This window comes from Gluconobacter sp. P5E10 (assembly GCF_018812145.1).
In the GTDB taxonomy this organism is placed as follows: Bacteria; Pseudomonadota; Alphaproteobacteria; order Acetobacterales; family Acetobacteraceae; genus Gluconobacter; species Gluconobacter cerinus.
The window spans coordinates 33,624-48,459 of the sequence record NZ_JACRVZ010000010.1 but is presented as its reverse complement, the minus strand read 5'-3'; the positions used below and the strand labels follow the sequence as shown (position 1 = coordinate 48,459).

General features: G+C 57.2%; 19 protein-coding genes and 1 tRNA gene. 10 read left to right on the top strand and 10 right to left on the bottom strand.

What is annotated here, in order from left to right; translation table 11 throughout:
- The first annotated feature begins 182 nt into the window (after positions 1 to 182).
- From KP707_RS15240 to KP707_RS15230, 3 genes are all read left to right on the top strand, one after another.
- Positions 183 to 1,346 (top strand): aminotransferase, encoded by a 1,164-nt coding sequence (locus KP707_RS15240; protein WP_211503619.1) that lies wholly within the window; start codon positions 183 to 185, stop codon positions 1,344 to 1,346.
- Positions 1,347 to 1,422: 76 nt separating this feature from the next.
- Positions 1,423 to 2,886 carry a metalloprotease TldD gene (gene tldD, locus KP707_RS15235; protein ID WP_215751669.1) on the top strand — a complete coding sequence of 488 codons (1,464 nt, stop codon included), beginning with the start codon at positions 1,423 to 1,425 and terminating at the stop codon, positions 2,884 to 2,886.
- Between the two features lie 182 nt (positions 2,887 to 3,068).
- Positions 3,069 to 3,281 (top strand): hypothetical protein, encoded by a 213-nt coding sequence (locus KP707_RS15230; protein WP_211503621.1) that lies wholly within the window; start codon positions 3,069 to 3,071, stop codon positions 3,279 to 3,281.
- A 3-nt stretch (positions 3,282 to 3,284) separates the two neighbouring features.
- Here the strand turns inward: KP707_RS15230 and KP707_RS15225 are convergent, their stop codons facing one another.
- Complete coding sequence (locus tag KP707_RS15225) at positions 3,285 to 3,590, bottom strand: YggT family protein (RefSeq protein WP_046900947.1); 306 nt, start codon at positions 3,588 to 3,590, stop codon at positions 3,285 to 3,287.
- 143 nt (positions 3,591 to 3,733) lie between these two features.
- On the opposite strand from KP707_RS15225, the gene KP707_RS15220 reads away from it, so the two are divergent.
- A tRNA-Ala gene (locus tag KP707_RS15220) sits at positions 3,734 to 3,809 on the top strand.
- Between the two features lie 17 nt (positions 3,810 to 3,826).
- On the opposite strand, the gene KP707_RS15215 is transcribed toward KP707_RS15220, so the two are convergent.
- The 8 genes from KP707_RS15215 to KP707_RS15180 form a co-directional block, all read right to left on the bottom strand.
- Positions 3,827 to 5,479, bottom strand: a complete 1,653-nt coding sequence (locus KP707_RS15215; RefSeq protein WP_211503622.1) for a glycosyltransferase family 39 protein — start codon at positions 5,477 to 5,479, stop codon at positions 3,827 to 3,829.
- A gap of 76 nt (positions 5,480 to 5,555) precedes the next feature.
- Entirely contained in the window at positions 5,556 to 6,308 is a 753-nt protein-coding gene (locus KP707_RS15210; protein WP_211495733.1) for a glycosyltransferase family 2 protein, read from the bottom strand.
- A gap of 4 nt (positions 6,309 to 6,312) precedes the next feature.
- A complete protein-coding gene (locus KP707_RS15205; protein ID WP_211503623.1) occupies positions 6,313 to 6,813 on the bottom strand; it encodes a F0F1 ATP synthase subunit B in 501 nt (166 codons plus the stop codon).
- A 10-nt stretch (positions 6,814 to 6,823) separates the two neighbouring features.
- A complete protein-coding gene (locus tag KP707_RS15200; RefSeq protein WP_046900359.1) occupies positions 6,824 to 7,384 on the bottom strand; it encodes an ATP synthase F0 subunit B' in 561 nt (186 codons plus the stop codon).
- 8 nt (positions 7,385 to 7,392) lie between these two features.
- Positions 7,393 to 7,617 carry an ATP synthase subunit C family protein gene (locus KP707_RS15195; RefSeq protein ID WP_007284348.1) on the bottom strand — a complete coding sequence of 75 codons (225 nt, stop codon included), beginning with the start codon at positions 7,615 to 7,617 and terminating at the stop codon, positions 7,393 to 7,395.
- Positions 7,618 to 7,663: 46 nt separating this feature from the next.
- Entirely contained in the window at positions 7,664 to 8,413 is a 750-nt protein-coding gene (locus tag KP707_RS15190) for a F0F1 ATP synthase subunit A (protein WP_046900946.1), read from the bottom strand.
- The gene (locus KP707_RS15185; RefSeq protein ID WP_086634744.1) at positions 8,391 to 8,759 is read right to left on the bottom strand and encodes an AtpZ/AtpI family protein; all 369 of its coding nucleotides are present in this window, start codon (positions 8,757 to 8,759) and stop codon (positions 8,391 to 8,393) included. Before KP707_RS15185 ends, KP707_RS15190 begins: the two co-directional genes overlap by 23 nt.
- Before the next feature lie 145 nt (positions 8,760 to 8,904).
- Positions 8,905 to 10,419, bottom strand: coding sequence for a vitamin B12-dependent ribonucleotide reductase (locus KP707_RS15180; RefSeq protein WP_211503624.1), 1,515 nt, complete (start codon positions 10,417 to 10,419; stop codon positions 8,905 to 8,907).
- Between the two features lie 194 nt (positions 10,420 to 10,613).
- On the opposite strand from KP707_RS15180, the gene mlaD reads away from it, so the two are divergent.
- Genes mlaD through KP707_RS15150 form a run of 6 tightly spaced genes read left to right on the top strand, consistent with a single transcriptional unit; the run spans position 10,614 to position 14,652 of the window.
- Positions 10,614 to 11,147, top strand: coding sequence for an outer membrane lipid asymmetry maintenance protein MlaD (gene mlaD / locus KP707_RS15175; RefSeq protein WP_249203071.1), 534 nt, complete (start codon positions 10,614 to 10,616; stop codon positions 11,145 to 11,147).
- Positions 11,144 to 11,365: a hypothetical protein gene (locus KP707_RS15170; RefSeq protein WP_211503626.1), complete on the top strand. Its 222-nt coding sequence runs from the start codon at positions 11,144 to 11,146 to the stop codon at positions 11,363 to 11,365. The genes mlaD and KP707_RS15170 overlap by 4 nt, the downstream gene beginning before the upstream one ends.
- A gap of 2 nt (positions 11,366 to 11,367) precedes the next feature.
- Entirely contained in the window at positions 11,368 to 12,042 is a 675-nt protein-coding gene (locus tag KP707_RS15165; protein WP_211503627.1) for a DUF2155 domain-containing protein, read from the top strand.
- A 50-nt stretch (positions 12,043 to 12,092) separates the two neighbouring features.
- Positions 12,093 to 12,815: a trehalose-phosphatase gene (gene otsB / locus KP707_RS15160; protein ID WP_046900353.1), complete on the top strand. Its 723-nt coding sequence runs from the start codon at positions 12,093 to 12,095 to the stop codon at positions 12,813 to 12,815.
- Positions 12,803 to 14,140: a trehalose-6-phosphate synthase gene (locus tag KP707_RS15155; RefSeq protein ID WP_211495738.1), complete on the top strand. Its 1,338-nt coding sequence runs from the start codon at positions 12,803 to 12,805 to the stop codon at positions 14,138 to 14,140. The genes otsB and KP707_RS15155 overlap by 13 nt, the downstream gene beginning before the upstream one ends.
- A complete protein-coding gene (locus tag KP707_RS15150) occupies positions 14,137 to 14,652 on the top strand; it encodes a disulfide bond formation protein B (RefSeq protein WP_211507056.1) in 516 nt (171 codons plus the stop codon). The genes KP707_RS15155 and KP707_RS15150 overlap by 4 nt, the downstream gene beginning before the upstream one ends.
- Positions 14,653 to 14,658: 6 nt before the next feature.
- Here the strand turns inward: KP707_RS15150 and KP707_RS15145 are convergent, their stop codons facing one another.
- Positions 14,659 to 14,832: a DUF1328 domain-containing protein gene (locus KP707_RS15145; protein ID WP_046900350.1), complete on the bottom strand. Its 174-nt coding sequence runs from the start codon at positions 14,830 to 14,832 to the stop codon at positions 14,659 to 14,661.
- Positions 14,833 to 14,836: the final 4 nt, after the last annotated feature.

Here is a 14,836-nt window from a genome sequence, read left to right as displayed (position 1 = left end):
ATCGGGAAAATTTTATTGATCGGGAATTCCATAGTTACTGGGCGGGTACTGATTCCAAAAAGACGTTTGTTCAACTGAGAACGTGAGGTGAGGACCAAAGCGCAGGGAATGGCTTTTCAGGACGAGCGGGTCCTGCAATGGTGAGGTCTCTCTTCCGTTCCATGTCTTAAAAGCGCTGGTCCATGAAAACGCCCAATACTTATCTGTCTTCGCTGCCCACGACCGTTTTCACGATTATGTCTCAGCTTGCTGCCAGGTATGATGCAATCAATCTGGGGCAGGGCTTTCCGGACACTGAAGGCCCGGCGGATATTATCAACGTCGCGGCTGAGGCGTTGAAGGATAATAGAAACCAGTATGCGCCGCTAACGGGGTTGCCGGAGTTGCGGCAGGCTGTCGCTGAATCAAACCGGCGTTTTTATGGGCTTGAGATTGATCCGGCGACAGAGGTCGTTGTGACGTCCGGAGCAACGGAAGCTCTGGCAGCCTGCCTGATGGCTGTTGTGGAAGCTGGTGATGAAGTGGTTCTGATCGAACCTCTCTATGATACCTATCTTCCCATGCTCAAGATGATAGGCGCGGTTCCCAAGTGCGTCCGTCTTCAGCCGCCACACTGGAAGCTTCCTGAAGAAGAATTGCGTGCAGCCTTTGGTCCCAAAACAAAAGCCATGATCCTGAACTCTCCGATGAACCCTGCGGGCAAGGTCTTTTCACAGACTGAACTTGAGCTGATTGCAGGATTGGTGAAGGAACATGATGCCTATGTGATCTGTGACGAAGTTTACGAACACCTGACGTTTCACGTGAAACACATTCCCCTCATGACGCTGCCTGACATGCGAGAGCGCTGCATGCGCATTGGGAGCGCAGGCAAGAGCTTCTCTCTGACGGGGTGGAAAGTCGGGTATGTCACGGCTCCTTCAGCTCTGGCGTCTGTGGTTGCCAAGGCTCATCAGGTGCTGGTGTTTGCCACGGCTCCTAATCTTCAGCGCGCTGTGGCGCATGGTCTCAATAAAGACGACAGCTACTACAAAAGTTTGTCCGCTGACCTAGAATTGCGCAGAGACATTCTTGTGGAAGGATTGCATCGCCTCGGTTTTGAGACACTTCCCGCAGATGGAAGCTATTTTGTCGTGGCGGATACGTCACGCCATGCTCAGGGACGAACGGATGTGGAGTTTGCCGAATGGCTGGTTGAGCATGCAGGCGTAGCAACAATCCCGGTCTCTGCCTTTTATGACCCGGAGGGCGCTGAACCGCCACGCAACATGATCCGCTTTGCATTCTGCAAGAAGCCGGAAATTCTTCAGGACGCCCTGCGTCGCCTCGAAAAAGCACTCACCTGAAGGCGGCCTCTTTCAATTCGCGTGCTATGACCCATTTCTAGTTCTTCACCATCCTCTCAGCCAGGAGATTATCCCGATGTCCATTGCCGCAAATGCGCTGGGAGCCCTTGCCACAACTGATGCCCTGTTTTTTGACCGCCCCGGTTCCCGACTGACGCGGGAGGGTGCCGAAGCACTGGTTGCACAGGGATTGGCAGGGGTAGATGATGGAGAACTGTTTCTCGAATACCGCGAAAATGAGGGGATCTCACTGGATGACGGGACAATCCGATCAGCGAGTTTCACAACCTCTTCCGGCTTCGGTCTGCGCGCAGTCTTGGGAACAGAAACGGCTTTCGCCCATTCTGATGAAATGAGTGAAGACGCCCTGGCACGTGCGGTTAGCACGGTCGGTGCCGTGCGACAGGGACGAAGTGGCGTGATGGCACCGGGGCCGCGATCAACCAATCAGCGTCTCTATTCTGACTCCCGACCGCTGGAGGGAACGGACTTTGCAGCGCGTGCGGCAGTTCTGGGCGAAATTGACGCCTATGCCCGTGGTGTGGATACCCGTGTTGTTCAGGTCAGTGCCAGTCTGAGTTCCGAGTGGCAGGCCGTGCAGATCATGCGGCGTTCGGATACTGGAGATCGCGTTGCGGATCTTCGTCCGCTGGTCCGTCTTAATGTATCGGTCGTGGTTGAAAAGGACGGTCGTCGCGAGAGTGGCAGTCATGGACAGGGAGGACGGTATGAACTGGATCGTCTTCTGGATGGCGCAACATGGAAAGCAGCAGTTGATGAAGCTCTGAGGCAGGCTCTGCTAAACCTCGATGCAGCGCCGGCACCTGCAGGAGAAATGGATGTGGTGCTTGGACCAGGATGGCCAGGTATTCTGCTCCATGAAGCTGTTGGCCATGGGCTGGAGGGGGACTTCAACCGGAAGGGAACATCCTCCTTCACCGGTATGGTTGGGAAGCGTGTGGCTGCTCCTGGGGTGACGGTTATTGATGATGGCACCCTGCCGGAGCGTCGAGGATCTTTGAGCATCGACGATGAAGGAACGCCAACAGGACGGACTGTTCTGATCGAAGACGGCATTCTGACGGGCTATTTGCAGGATCGCCTGAATGCCCGTCTGATGGGGGTGTCTTCCACGGGAAATGGCCGTCGGGAATCTTACGCTCATGCTCCTATGCCACGTATGACAAATACGGTGATGCTTGAAGGAACAGCGACGACCGACGAGATGATCCGCTCTACAAAGCGTGGACTGTATGCTGTCAATTTTGGCGGTGGTCAGGTTGATATTACGTCCGGGAAGTTCGTTTTCGCGGCGTCTGAAGCTTATCTGATTGAAGATGGAAAAGTGACGCGCCCGGTGAAGGGTGCGACGCTCATTGGAAACGGTGCAGATGCCATGAACCAGATTTCGATGATCGGATCAGATGTGGCGCTTGATCCAGGAATTGGGACATGCGGCAAAGCTGGTCAGGGCGTACCTGTCGGAGTGGGGCAACCAACGTTGAAGTTGTCTGGCCTGACGGTAGGTGGCACAGCCTGACAGGGTAAAACTCTCCGGCTTTCCGGCTCTTAAAGTAGCCGTAACTCATTTCCGGATATTGCAGCTGGCAGCATCGTGCCTATTTAAAAGGCATAAGATGTTTTGAGCTGTGATGTCCGGTTTTTTTGTTTTTGCCATGGTCATTGCAGCTCAGGAGTTCACGTTGTGAAAGGAGCTCCACCATGGGGCATAATTACGCCAAGCCACTGACCAGTCAGGTGCGGATGGAGCGTGTGTTAAGCCGCTTGCCTGAAGACTGGTCTGTTCGCATTGAACGTGAGCCTAGAAAAGGGTGGCGCGCCTGGATGCAACCGCCGACGCACTCAGGCCAGTGGAGTGAGCCGCATAATGACTTGGCTGATGCGCTGGAGGAAGTGTGGCGCGCAGTCCGGTAAGTCTTAGAAAGCCGGGTGGTAAATCAGCATGGCGAACACACGGTTGACCAAGGGATAGACCAGAAACTGGATTGCCAGCAGCAGGACCATCGGCGCGAAGTCCATGCCGCCTGTGCTGGGAAGGATATTCCGAATAGGGGCCAGAATCGGTTCGACGACGCGCGCGAGGGTGTTGAAGAGCGAGTAGAAAAACCGGTTACGAATATCCAGCACGCCAAAGCCCAGCAGCATGGACAGGATACAGTAAGCCAGAAGAGCCCATACGAATGCCTGAATGATCATCAGGATAATGGCGTGCAGGGCAAGCATGCTGAAAACCTCGTCGGAAAACGCGGAAGACCGGGTAAGCGGCCAGCTAGGAACAGGTTTTGTATCTGCCTCGGCGAGACAGGACAACCTCATCCGGATTGCTTGACAGAAACCGGGCTGATGGGAACTATCAAAAGTGCCATGGGGCTGTAGCTCAGTTGGGAGAGCGCCTCGTTCGCAATGAGGAGGTCAGGGGTTCGATTCCCCTCAGCTCCACCATGGCAATTTCCAGAAATTTAGTCTGGGGCGAACATGCCCAGGTCAAGATGATGACCGTTTGAGTAGTTCAGGCCTTGGATACGGCCATATTCTACGATGCTGAGGTTGGTTCGGTTCAATGCATCCCGAAAGGTCTTTTCATCCTTTCGGTCTACCAGAGCGAGGGTGCAACGAGGATTCTGCTGGAGATAAGCTGCCGCTGCTTCTGGGCCAATCAACTGCGTGTGTTCACCCACCAGGAAGACCAGGCTTGGCTCGGAATAAGATGTCGAGACAAGCACAGTTTGAGCGCATGGCTTCACGTCTTCAAAAAGTGCAGCCACTCGGGGAGCCAGGCGAATGGTTTGCAGGTTGGGGATTACGGCCAGGAAGAGGCCGGCCTGTGCAATGACAGCGGCACCCATCGCGCAAAACGCTGCCTGCTGACGATGATTGCGGATTAAAAGAAGAATTGCTCCTCCCATGAGAGGGAGTGCTCCGCAGAGCGCCAGGCATTCGCGGATCGAAAGCATGTGCTGCATTTTATACAGCACGACCGTGCCAGCGAAACAGAAGGCCAAGCCAACTGCGGCCCATATTACGCCGTAGAATCCGAGAGCGATTTTGCTCCATTTGGAAAGAGCTGGACGACTCCAGATCGTTAGAGCCGCGGCAGTCAGGATTGCAATGGCCGGATATGTGGGGAGCACGTAATGCGGAAGCTTCGTGGCGATTAGTTCAAAGACCAGCCAGTGCGGGATAATCCAGCTCAGCAAAAACCGGACCTGAGGCAGTTTTCGATTTTTCCAGACTGACGGAATTGCCAAAGCGGCAAAAAAAGATCCAGGCCAGAATGCCAGCGCAAAAACAATAAGATGGAATCCTGGTGGTAGGCCGTGAGCTTCCTGGCCATGTGCCACTTTCCCCAGAAAGTTACGGCCAATGGCGCGTGAAAAGAAGTCCCCGTGACTGACAACATCAATCGCGACACACCAGGGAACGACTACGGCAAGCATGAGCAGCCAACCCCAGCGTGGACGCAGTCTGGACCACCACTCTCGATCACGTTCGACAGCCCATAGGGCCAGTGGGGTACAAAAGCCTGGAATGAGAACAACAGGGCCCTTGAGCATTAGGCCGACGCCCAACGCCAGCCAGTAACCGCACGCAACCCAAACAGATGTCGGACTGTTCTTCTGACGATCGAGAAATGCCTTCAGAAGCATTGCTTCAAAGCACAGGATATCCAGGAGTAGGACTGTATCGATTGTCGCCATATGGCTTTCGGCAACAAAGAGCGTCGAAACCATCAGGAGGCCTGCAGCCATCAGACCGGTGACGGCTCCGAAGAGTGCGCTTCCCATCCAGGCTGTCAGGGGGATGATAAGGGCGGCGGCTATGAGGCTTGGAATGCGATAGGGCCAGGTTTTGCGAAGGACGTCTGAGCCAAAGAGTTCTTCCGCAATTTTTGCTGAAGAGGCTTCAAGCCAGTAGATGCCAGCCGGCTGCAAATAGCGTGGCTTGTCCTGAAAGCGGACGTCTACGAAATTTCCGGACGTGAGCATCTGCTCTGACGCTTCCATATAACGTGGCTCGTCACGATCCAGCGGGGGCAATGTCATGCGTCCCGGCAAGGCAAGCAGAAAGGTCACTAGCCCGAGGAGGGCATAATGCCGGAATGTCAGTTTCATGCAGAGGCTCCGTTCCGGTCCATCAGAGAATGGTGGCCAGAAAGTGTCTGAAAGGCCATCCTCGTTACAGGATGGATCAGTGTTCGGTCAGACGATCGGGCAGGTGGGTTCGGTTTTGCAGCCACATGACACCCAGAAGATCACGGATGCCAACAAGAGCCCGATTGAAGTTGGTATATTTTGATGAGCCGTGCAGACGAGCACGGTGCTGAACTTCATGGCAGATCAGCGGGGCGCCATAGTGTCCGAGGAGGGCCGGTAGAAAGCGGTGTACACCCTCAAACTGCGGAATACGCAGGAACATCTCACGAGAGAAAAGTTTGAGGGGCGCTCCGGTGTCCGGGCAACCATCATTCAGAAGGCGACGGCGCAAGCCGTTGGCCAGCTTTGTCGCAATGCGCCGGGAGAGACGGTCATTCCTTTTTCGACGGACACCAACCACCAGCGGCGGCTTGGAATTGGCTGAACGCGCCAGCTCAAGCATGCGGATGATGGAAGAAGGATCGTCCTGACCATCGCCATCAATGGTCGCCATCCATTCGCCATGAGCGGCTGTTGCTCCGGTTCTCAGAGCAGCAGATTTGCCAAGGCGCCGTGGGTGGCTAAGAATTCTGAGATTTGGAAGATACTGACGTCGTGCTTCAAGAAGCTTCTCGACGGTGGCATCTGTACTGCCATCGTCGATGGCAAGAATTTCAGTATTTTCCGGGAAGCCATCAAGAACTCCGGCGAGTTCCTGACAAACAGGTAGAATATTGTCCGCCTCATTCAGGACTGCCATGACAATGGAAAGCGTCACAGGAGTCTGGGATGGGCGGACGGATGTCATAAACTCAGGCCGCAGAACGGCGCAGCGCTTCAGGAAGGTTCTGAATGCTCTGCTCAATCAGCTGAGCAGCAATGTCCGGGCTTTCGGAAAGACGGGAGGCCACAACATCGCGAGCTGCCGAGATGGCAATGGCTGTTGCGCGCTCTTGAACTTCACGGATTGCAGCGCGCTCTGCGGCTTCAATCCGGTCATGTGCCATCTTCTCGTAACGGCCGGCTGCTGCTTCTGCTTCGTGACGGGCGCGTTCTGCCAGAGCAGCAGCTTCCGTCTCTGAGCGGGCAATCATGGCCTGCGTTTCTGCCAGCGTCTTCTCACGCTCGCGGGTCGCATCTTCGAGCATCTGCTCTGCCTCACGGCGGAGACGGGCTGCCTCGTCCAGATCGCGGCGAACGCCTTCTGCACGGGCATCAAGATGGCTCGTGATGACGGCCCAGAGCTTGCGACCAAAGATCACGAAGAAGAGGACAAATGCCAGGGCAGTCCAGAAACGGGGTTCTTGGAACATCGTCGTCTCCTTAGGCGCTGACGCGTTTCACGGCGCTGGCGACAGTCTGTTCATCCTGTTCCCCGATCAGACGGGAGACTAGGTTCTGAGCGGTACCAGTAGCAATCGCGGGGAGGCTGGAAAGAGCCTGCTCGCGGGACTGGGCAATCCGGGCTTCGGCGTTTGCGACTTCAGCTTCGAGACGCTTTGCGGTTTCCCGTGCATGCGTTTCAGCGCTGAGGCGAGCCTCATTCTGGATGCGCTCTACATTGGCCCGGGCCTGTGCGGCCGCTTCATGGCGGGTGCTCAGGAGTTCGGCGCTTGCGCGGTCGGACTCGGCTTTCGCACGGCGGGCAATATCGAGGTCGTTCTGGATGCGGGTGCGTCGGTTCGACAGCACGCGCTCGATCCGCGGCAGAGCGGAACGGCTAAGGACGACATAGAAGCCGGCAAAAATGACGGCTCCCCAGGCGACCTGTCCGATCAGCAGCGGATCATGGACGTTCAGCTGCGGCATGCCCGCAGCCACAGCTCGGCCCGGCACAGCCGCCAGCGGAGCGGCGAACAGGAAAAGACGTGGCGTGCGGTGCATGTTCGACCTCAGGCGAACAGGATCAGGAAGGCGATCAGCAGCGCGAACAGAGCAACGGCTTCCGTCAGCGCGAAGCCGAGCATGCCGAGGCCGAAAACGTGCGGGCGGGAAGCCGGGTTGCGAGCGATGGAGCTCACGAGCGTCGAGAAGATGTTGCCGAGGCCGATGCCGACGCCTGCGAGGGCGATTACTGCAATACCGGCGCCGATGTCACGAGCGGCTTGAACGTCCATGGTCAGGTTCCTTTAGGGTCGATACAGGGGTTGTGCAAAACCGCGCTCAGTGAGCGACGGCCTCGCGCAGATAGATGCAGGTGAGAATGGCGAAAACGTATGCCTGAAGCACACCCACCAGCAATTCCAGAGCCGTCAGCGCAATGTTGATCGCGATCGGGGCAACGGCCAGGATATGACCGAAGAAGCCCAGACCGGCGAGCATGATTGTGAAGCCGGCAAACACCTCGAGCAGAACGTGACCGGCCACCATATTGGCGAACAGACGGATCGACAGGCTGACGGGGCGAGAAAGAAAAGAAAGGATCTCGATTGGCACGAGCAGCGGCGACAGCCACACAGGGGCGCCAGCTGGCATGAAGTGCTTGAAGAAACCCAGACCCTGAAAGCGCAGGGAAGCCAGGATCGAGATCACGAACACCGTTACGGCCAGCGCAAGTGTCACTGCGATATGGCTTGTATAGGTGAAGGAGAAGGGAAGCAGGCCGAGGTAGTTGCCGGCGAGAATGAAGAAGAACAGAGCGAACACGAACGGGAAGAAAGCAGCGCCTTCTTCACCCATCGTGCCGATGGCAAGGTCATGAATGAAGTCGTAACCAATTTCGGCTGCGGCCTGAAGACGGCCAGGAACGACGGAGGCTGGGCGCATTCCGATAAAGAGGAATGCGAGCACCAGCACAACGGCGATCAGCATGAACAGTGGAGACTGTGAGAACCGCAGAGCTTCGCCCAGAGATCCGAGAACCGGATGGAGCTCGAACTGTCCGAGCGCGTCAATCGTCGATCCGGCTGCCACGCTGGCTTCTCCCGTCATCTTTCAGCTCGGGCACCATGCCCGGCCCATTCAAAACCCGCCAGACATTCATCATGCCGGCACCAAAACCTAGCAGGGCAAAAATCAGAAGGAAAAGAACCCTGTAACCCAGCCAGCGGTCAAGAGCGTAGCCTAATGCCACACCAACCGCCAGACCGGCTACGAGCTCCGTTCCGACCCGGATCGCAACACCGAAAGATGCGATAGAACCCGCATCTCCATCGGAGGACTTTGTGGAAAACTCTTCCGCGTGGGGATCAAGCTTTTTGCTTGCGCGCTTCAGGCGCACATCAAAGCTGTCATCCTCGTCGGAAGGGGCGTGTCCCACGCTGTCTGATCCCTTACCCTGTGCGCATCCTGTCCACCGGGCACAATGACCGGATTCCTTCTCAGCGCAGGCGCTAGCTACCGACGTGTCCGCAGGCTGTCAATGTATTCCAGCAGCGCAGACGTCGGAAGACGCCATATTTTCATCAACTCACCAGTCTGAGGCGTCGACCGCGGGGTGTATCGCCCGACGAATGATCGAACGGCAACATAGGAGATGTATCTTCCGCGTTGGGTTCAATCTGTGGTGCGTCTGGCATGTGCTGCCCGAGATAAGCCTCCGAAAGTGTTCGGAAGGCGTAATCGAGCATCGACGATGCATAGGCTGCGCCCGGATCACCTTCGACCGTACCCGCAGGCCCGAAGCGGGTATAAGCGAATCGTTCGACAAAAGCGTCCAGCGGCGCGCCAAATTGAAGACCAATGCTGACAGCCTGCCCGAGACAATCCATTAAACCCCGGGCCATTGGCGTTTCTCGGGTCGGGATGATGCTGACTTCACCCAGGGTGCCATCTTCAAACTCGCTCGTGCGCATGAAGAGACTGTGACCGCCGACAGCAGTACGTTGAGTGAAGCCGGTTTGACGCATTGGAAGCTGACGCCGAGCGCCCCGTTCCAGTCTGGCACGCAGATTCGCCAGTTCGGGTTCTGGCAACTCCGGAAGAAAATCGACGGAGCGTTCCATGGCCTTATGCATGGCGGCATGGGCTTCCGGCCTTGTCGGAGGAAGGGGAGCTTCACCAGCAAGCGCCATTGCAAGGGCGGATTCGGGCGTCAGGCCTCTGTAAGCCAATCGGGCAAGGGTCGAGGCGCGGAGATGTCCGTCGCTTCGCAGGGGCGAAAAGACCGGCGCCAACCCACAGGATTCAACACCTAGAAGTGCATCGACAGGCCCGGGTCCGGAAAATCCCGTTTCTACAGGGGAAAGATGCTGGCCTTCCATGGCCGCGCAGGCCTCTGCCGCGAGAGCGCGCAGCCCCGGTAGGGATGCGCAGGCGGGAATGGTCGGGAGCGAGAGATTTGTGCCTGCATGTGCGATGCTCGTGGCCAGCGCTGCAATGGCTCTGGCGGCCTCTCGTCCTGCATCACTGTCGTAGTCGAGCCCCATGGATGCGAGGCAAGCGTCCAGGTCCGTTAGCAGGATAATGCCTGCGGGTTCTTCTGACGGATCAGCGGGCAGATCAAAGAGCGGCAGTTCGCCTGTTCGCTCCACGCGTGTTGTAGCGTGAAGTCGACGCAGGGAATCGCAGGCCAGCTTCAGGCAGGCTACGAAATGCTCTGGTGCGAAACCGTCCTCCTGAACAAAGCCAGACAGTCGCACAACAAAACCTGGAATTTCGTCAGGGTGACGTTCCCACAGGGCAATGTTGGGGGCGAGCTGACGCATCAGCAGAAGATAAGACAGGCTCCGGGCAGGAGAGGGGGCATTGGCTGGCGTGCCGGGGAGAGGCGGACACGCATCAATTGTGTCAACCCAACGTGCCGCTTCCGTCGAAAGGCGGATGGGGCCACCATTTTGCGTGATCTGGGCCAGCGCCTGCGCGGCATCATCCTCCCAGGCGGCCGGAAGGGTGACGGAGCGCGTGGCGCTGTCGTCCGGATCGGTGGTGACCCGAAGCGTTCTCATGCGAACGCCGGTCCAATGAAGACGGGCTGTCATGCTGCGAATCTACGCTGCGTTCCGGTGCCCCGGAAGCGGGAAAACGTGCCTTTTGGCCGGGTTAATGGGTGGGAACATGGGGATATGGGGGATAACATTTTCCCAGGCTGATAATCTCTGTTTCCAAAGGGAGGGTTGGACTGCGGCGATGGAGTCCGCTAGTGCAGGAAAATGATTTTTTCGAAGGTGATGTCATGAGCGCAGCCACGGGAACAGCGCCTGCCGCAGCTCGCCACGATCGGCTTGAGCTTCTGGCTGGGTTTCTGGTGCTGGTCTTTCTGGTCGGGATGCTGGTTCTGGCGATGCTGGGTCATCATCAGCATGATGATGGTGGCTACCAGGTTCATGCGTCTTTCAGCCAGATTGATGGTCTGAATGTCGGATCAGATGTGCGTCTGGCTGGAATTACCGTCGGCCATGTGATGTCTGAGGTTGTGGACCCGAAGACTTTTCAGGCGCAGGTGACGTTCACACTGTCGCCGGACGTGAAGCTGCCAACGGATTCTGCCGCGATTGTGACGTCTGACAGCCTGTTGGGCGGAAAGTACATTGCGTTGTCACCGGGTGGCGCTGACTCCCTTATCAAGGCTGGCGGAGCGCTGACGGAGACACAGGGGTCTATCAGTCTTGAGCAGCTTCTGAGCAAATTCATCTTTTCGGTCACGGATACGCTTCAGAAGGCTCAAAAGCCCCAGAAGCCTGCTGGTGGCCTGTCAGACGAGCCGTGAGCTCCAAGGATTTTCCCTGGCTGGATCGTGATGGGCAGCCAGTGGCCTGCGTTGAGAAAGTGCGTGTGCTGAGAGAAAATGATGCCGAATTGCGTCAGACCCTGCAGGATGCGTTTGAGGACGGTATTCTGATGGGTGTTTCCCCAGATGCCATGCGCCAGTCCTTCATTGCCATGCTTGCCGATCTCGTGGACCCGAAATCCCAAGGAAACGCCTGATCATGACCAATCGGTTCCTGTTTGCCGGTGCGGCGCTTCTGGCTCTGTCTGTAACGTCATCGGCGTTTGCTGCTGTAGGGGTTGCTCCCCCGGCGATGTACCCGGCTAATACCTGGCAGGGACGGACACAGGCTGTCATTCGTGTTCTGGATCGGCTGGATGCCCATATTGAAACGCTGACGATTCCGGTGGGTGCAAATGCCTCCTACCGAACGCTTTCGGTCGCTGTTGAGGCGTGTGTCAGTCGTCCGGAAACATTGCCGGCTGACTCTGGTGCGTTGCTGCACCTGCGTGATTCGGGAGATTCGGCTCGACCACCCTTCGACGGATGGATGTTGCAGAATGAGCCATCTCTCGGGACTTATGGCAGCTCGCTTTATGATGTGCGTGTTGTGGCGTGCACGGGAGATCGTGTTGCGCCGGACGCTGGACCGCTGCCCGTCATAAAAGCGCCTCAACTGGCCGGTACGATAGCAACGGAAGATGAAGGGGGGACCGATCAGTCCGGTTCTTCATCATCATCTGAAGGAGGAGCGGTTCCGCTGGCGCCAGACAGCCACGCACCGATTCCTCTCGCGCCACCTTCTGGTGGTGCGCAGTCTCTTGTGCCTCCCGCACCACCGGCATCAGCCGGACCGTCCTTGCCTCCTCCCGCAGCCGATCCCGGCCTGGAATAAGGAGTGGGCGGAGCGGGGGTACCCCTGAAACTGGAAAGAGAAGCCTACTCATGATCCAGATTCCTTTTCCGCCTTCAAAAGCTGCAATCCTGCTGGATTTCGACGGAACACTGGTCGATATCGCTCCTACTCCTGAAAGTGTGGTTGTCCCCCCGGGACTGGCAGACGATCTCCTCCGCCTGAAAGATATGCTCGGCGGAGCGCTGGCTATCGTGACTGGCCGACCGATCGCCCAGATCGACCATTTTTTGCCCGGCATTCCTCATGCCGTAGCGGGGGAGCATGGAGTGGCCGTGCGGACCTCGCCTGAAAAAGACATCACCCATCCTGCTCTCCCCTCTGTGCCAGCTGACTGGCTACAGAAGGCGGAAGATATTGTCTCTTTGCATCCCGGTGCGAGCGTGGAACGCAAAAAGGCTGGAATGGTCCTGCACTATCGTCAGGCGCCGGAGGCTGAGACGGCGTTTCGGGCGTTGACGGAGCAATGGTCACCGGAAGCTGGCGGTTTCCGTTTGCAGGACGCTCACATGGCTATCGAGCTTCGTCCGTTGGGCGTGGACAAGGGAGGAGCCGTGCGGGAGTTGATGTCTGAAAATCCTTTTCGCGGTCGCTTGCCACTCTTTGTCGGGGATGACGTTACAGACATGGACGGAGTGAGGGCTGCGCGCCAGATGGGTGGTGCTGGCTGGCTCATTCCGGATGATTTTCCTGATGCAGTCACGTTCCGCCGGTGGCTGCACGATTTATCGGAGGGGCATGGATGGGGCGCCTGATAGTTGTTTCCAATCGTACACCAGCGCCCGGAGAACGGACGCAGCCTGCGGGTGGTCTGACTGTTGGGTTGTATGATGCTGTTCAGACACGGGACAGCCTTTGGTTCGGCTGGTCCGGGGAACAGTGCGAAGACGCACTGGACCGGCCTGTCATGGAGGACCGTGCTGGGAATGTGACGTATGCCACATTTGATATGACGCCCCGGCAATATGACAGGTTCTATCTGAACTTCTCCAATGGCGTTCTCTGGCCGTTATGCCACTACAGAACGCAGCTTATCCGTTACACGCGTGAAGATTGCGAGGCTTACTACGAAGCCAATGCCGTCTTTGCCGATCGTCTGGTTCCTCTTCTGAAAGAGGACGATACGATCTGGATTCATGATTATCATCTGTTCCCGCTGGCTGAGATGCTGCGGGACAGAGGGGTCACGGGCCGGATTGGCTTTTTCCTGCATATTCCTTTTCCACCCTGGAGTGTGGCCCGTCTCCTGCCGCAATTGCAGCGCCTTTTGAAAGGGCTTGCAGGTTGTGACCGAATTGGCGTGCAGACACCGGAAGATGCCCAGAACCTTCGGGGATGTTTCGCGGAGTATGGCCTCAAAGCAGAAGTAGAGGCAGTTCCGATCGGGATTGATCCGATCCGTTTCAGGCAGCAGGCCATTGAAAGTGCATCCACGGAAGACGTGGAGCAGATTGTGGACAGTCTGGTTGGAAAGCGCCTGATTATCGGTGTGGATCGGCTGGATTATTCCAAAGGTCTGCCTGAGCGGATGCGGGGGTATGAAATGCTCCTGAAAAACTATCCAGAATATCGCGGCAAGGTGACGTTCTTACAGATCACGCCCGTCTCCCGGACGGGCGTGGAAAGCTATCGGCTTCTCAAGGAAGAGCTTGATGGCCTGGTGGGAACGATCAACGGGGCATATGGCACGCCGGACTGGGTGCCGATCCGTTATACGACCTGGCCAATTTCCCGGAATGTTCTGGCAGGGCTCTATCGGGTGTCTGATGTCGGTTACATCACCCCGTTGCGCGATGGCATGAATCTTGTCGCCAAAGAGTTCATCGCGGCTCAGGATTCCAAGGACCCGGGCGTGTTGGTTCTGTCACGGTTCGCTGGTGCAGCACCTGAGATGCCAGAGGCGCTTCAGGTCAATCCGCTGGACGCTGAGGGGATGGCAGATGCACTTCATGCGGCACTCACCATGGACGTGCAGACCCGTCATGAGGCATGGTCCGCACTTTACGGCGAAGTCTCTCGCAACACAGCGGGAAGCTGGGCCAAGCAGTTTCTAGATAGCCTGGAGGCCTCTCGCACATGACACTGACCGGAACGAAGCAGCCCGATATGACCAGGATACTGGGAGGGCTGTTCGTTCTGGCCGGGGTTTTGGCGCTCGGGACGGCATGGTTTGCGGAGCATCGGCTTCTGCTGGCGCCGTGTGAACTGTGTCTGTGGGAGCGGAGGCCCTGGCGGGTTCTGATCGGGATTGGCGCTTTGACGTTGCTTTTGCCGCGACGTTACGCGCGATATCCCGTCTTTGCGGGTCTGCTGTGTCTGGCGGTCAGTATCGGGTTGGCAGTTCTGCACGCTGGCGTCGAACACAAGTTTTGGCCAAGCCCTGCTGCCGAGTGCCGTGCGCCGGTTTTTCATGGCGGTAGCTTCAAGGACTGGATGGCAGCGATGCCGGCCCGGCCGAACAAGCCCTGTGATTCGCCCGATTATCTATTCGGCCTTCCGATTTCCATGACGGAAATGGGCGGTTTGTATGCTGTAGTCGTATTTGTAGTGGCCAGCCTCGGAAGCGTGCGCATGCTGCGCTCCCGAGGCTGAAACCTGTCAGAGTCTCGGGCGACCGCGACCGAAGATCAGGCTGATGATCAGCAGTACGAGGAAGATGAAGAACAGGATCTTGCCGATATAGGCGAAATCTGCCGAAATCCCACCGAACCCGAGCACGGCGGCGCACAGGGCAAGGATGAGGAAGACAACCGTCCAGCGAAGCAGATCCATTGGT

Coding starts and splice junctions, on each gene's coding strand:
- KP707_RS15240 (WP_211503619.1), top strand. CDS start 183: ATGAAAACGCCCAATACTTATCTGTCTTCGCTGCCCACGACCGTTTTC.
- tldD (WP_215751669.1), top strand. CDS start 1,423: ATGTCCATTGCCGCAAATGCGCTGGGAGCCCTTGCCACAACTGATGCC.
- KP707_RS15230 (WP_211503621.1), top strand. CDS start 3,069: ATGGGGCATAATTACGCCAAGCCACTGACCAGTCAGGTGCGGATGGAG.
- KP707_RS15225 (WP_046900947.1), bottom strand. CDS start 3,590: ATGCTTGCCCTGCACGCCATTATCCTGATGATCATTCAGGCATTCGTA.
- KP707_RS15215 (WP_211503622.1), bottom strand. CDS start 5,479: ATGAAACTGACATTCCGGCATTATGCCCTCCTCGGGCTAGTGACCTTT.
- KP707_RS15210 (WP_211495733.1), bottom strand. CDS start 6,308: ATGACATCCGTCCGCCCATCCCAGACTCCTGTGACGCTTTCCATTGTC.
- KP707_RS15205 (WP_211503623.1), bottom strand. CDS start 6,813: ATGTTCCAAGAACCCCGTTTCTGGACTGCCCTGGCATTTGTCCTCTTC.
- KP707_RS15200 (WP_046900359.1), bottom strand. CDS start 7,384: ATGCACCGCACGCCACGTCTTTTCCTGTTCGCCGCTCCGCTGGCGGCT.
- KP707_RS15195 (WP_007284348.1), bottom strand. CDS start 7,617: ATGGACGTTCAAGCCGCTCGTGACATCGGCGCCGGTATTGCAGTAATC.
- KP707_RS15180 (WP_211503624.1), bottom strand. CDS start 10,419: ATGACAGCCCGTCTTCATTGGACCGGCGTTCGCATGAGAACGCTTCGG.
- mlaD (WP_249203071.1), top strand. CDS start 10,614: ATGAGCGCAGCCACGGGAACAGCGCCTGCCGCAGCTCGCCACGATCGG.
- KP707_RS15165 (WP_211503627.1), top strand. CDS start 11,368: ATGACCAATCGGTTCCTGTTTGCCGGTGCGGCGCTTCTGGCTCTGTCT.
- otsB (WP_046900353.1), top strand. CDS start 12,093: ATGATCCAGATTCCTTTTCCGCCTTCAAAAGCTGCAATCCTGCTGGAT.
- KP707_RS15155 (WP_211495738.1), top strand. CDS start 12,803: ATGGGGCGCCTGATAGTTGTTTCCAATCGTACACCAGCGCCCGGAGAA.
- KP707_RS15150 (WP_211507056.1), top strand. CDS start 14,137: ATGACACTGACCGGAACGAAGCAGCCCGATATGACCAGGATACTGGGA.
- KP707_RS15145 (WP_046900350.1), bottom strand. CDS start 14,832: ATGGATCTGCTTCGCTGGACGGTTGTCTTCCTCATCCTTGCCCTGTGC.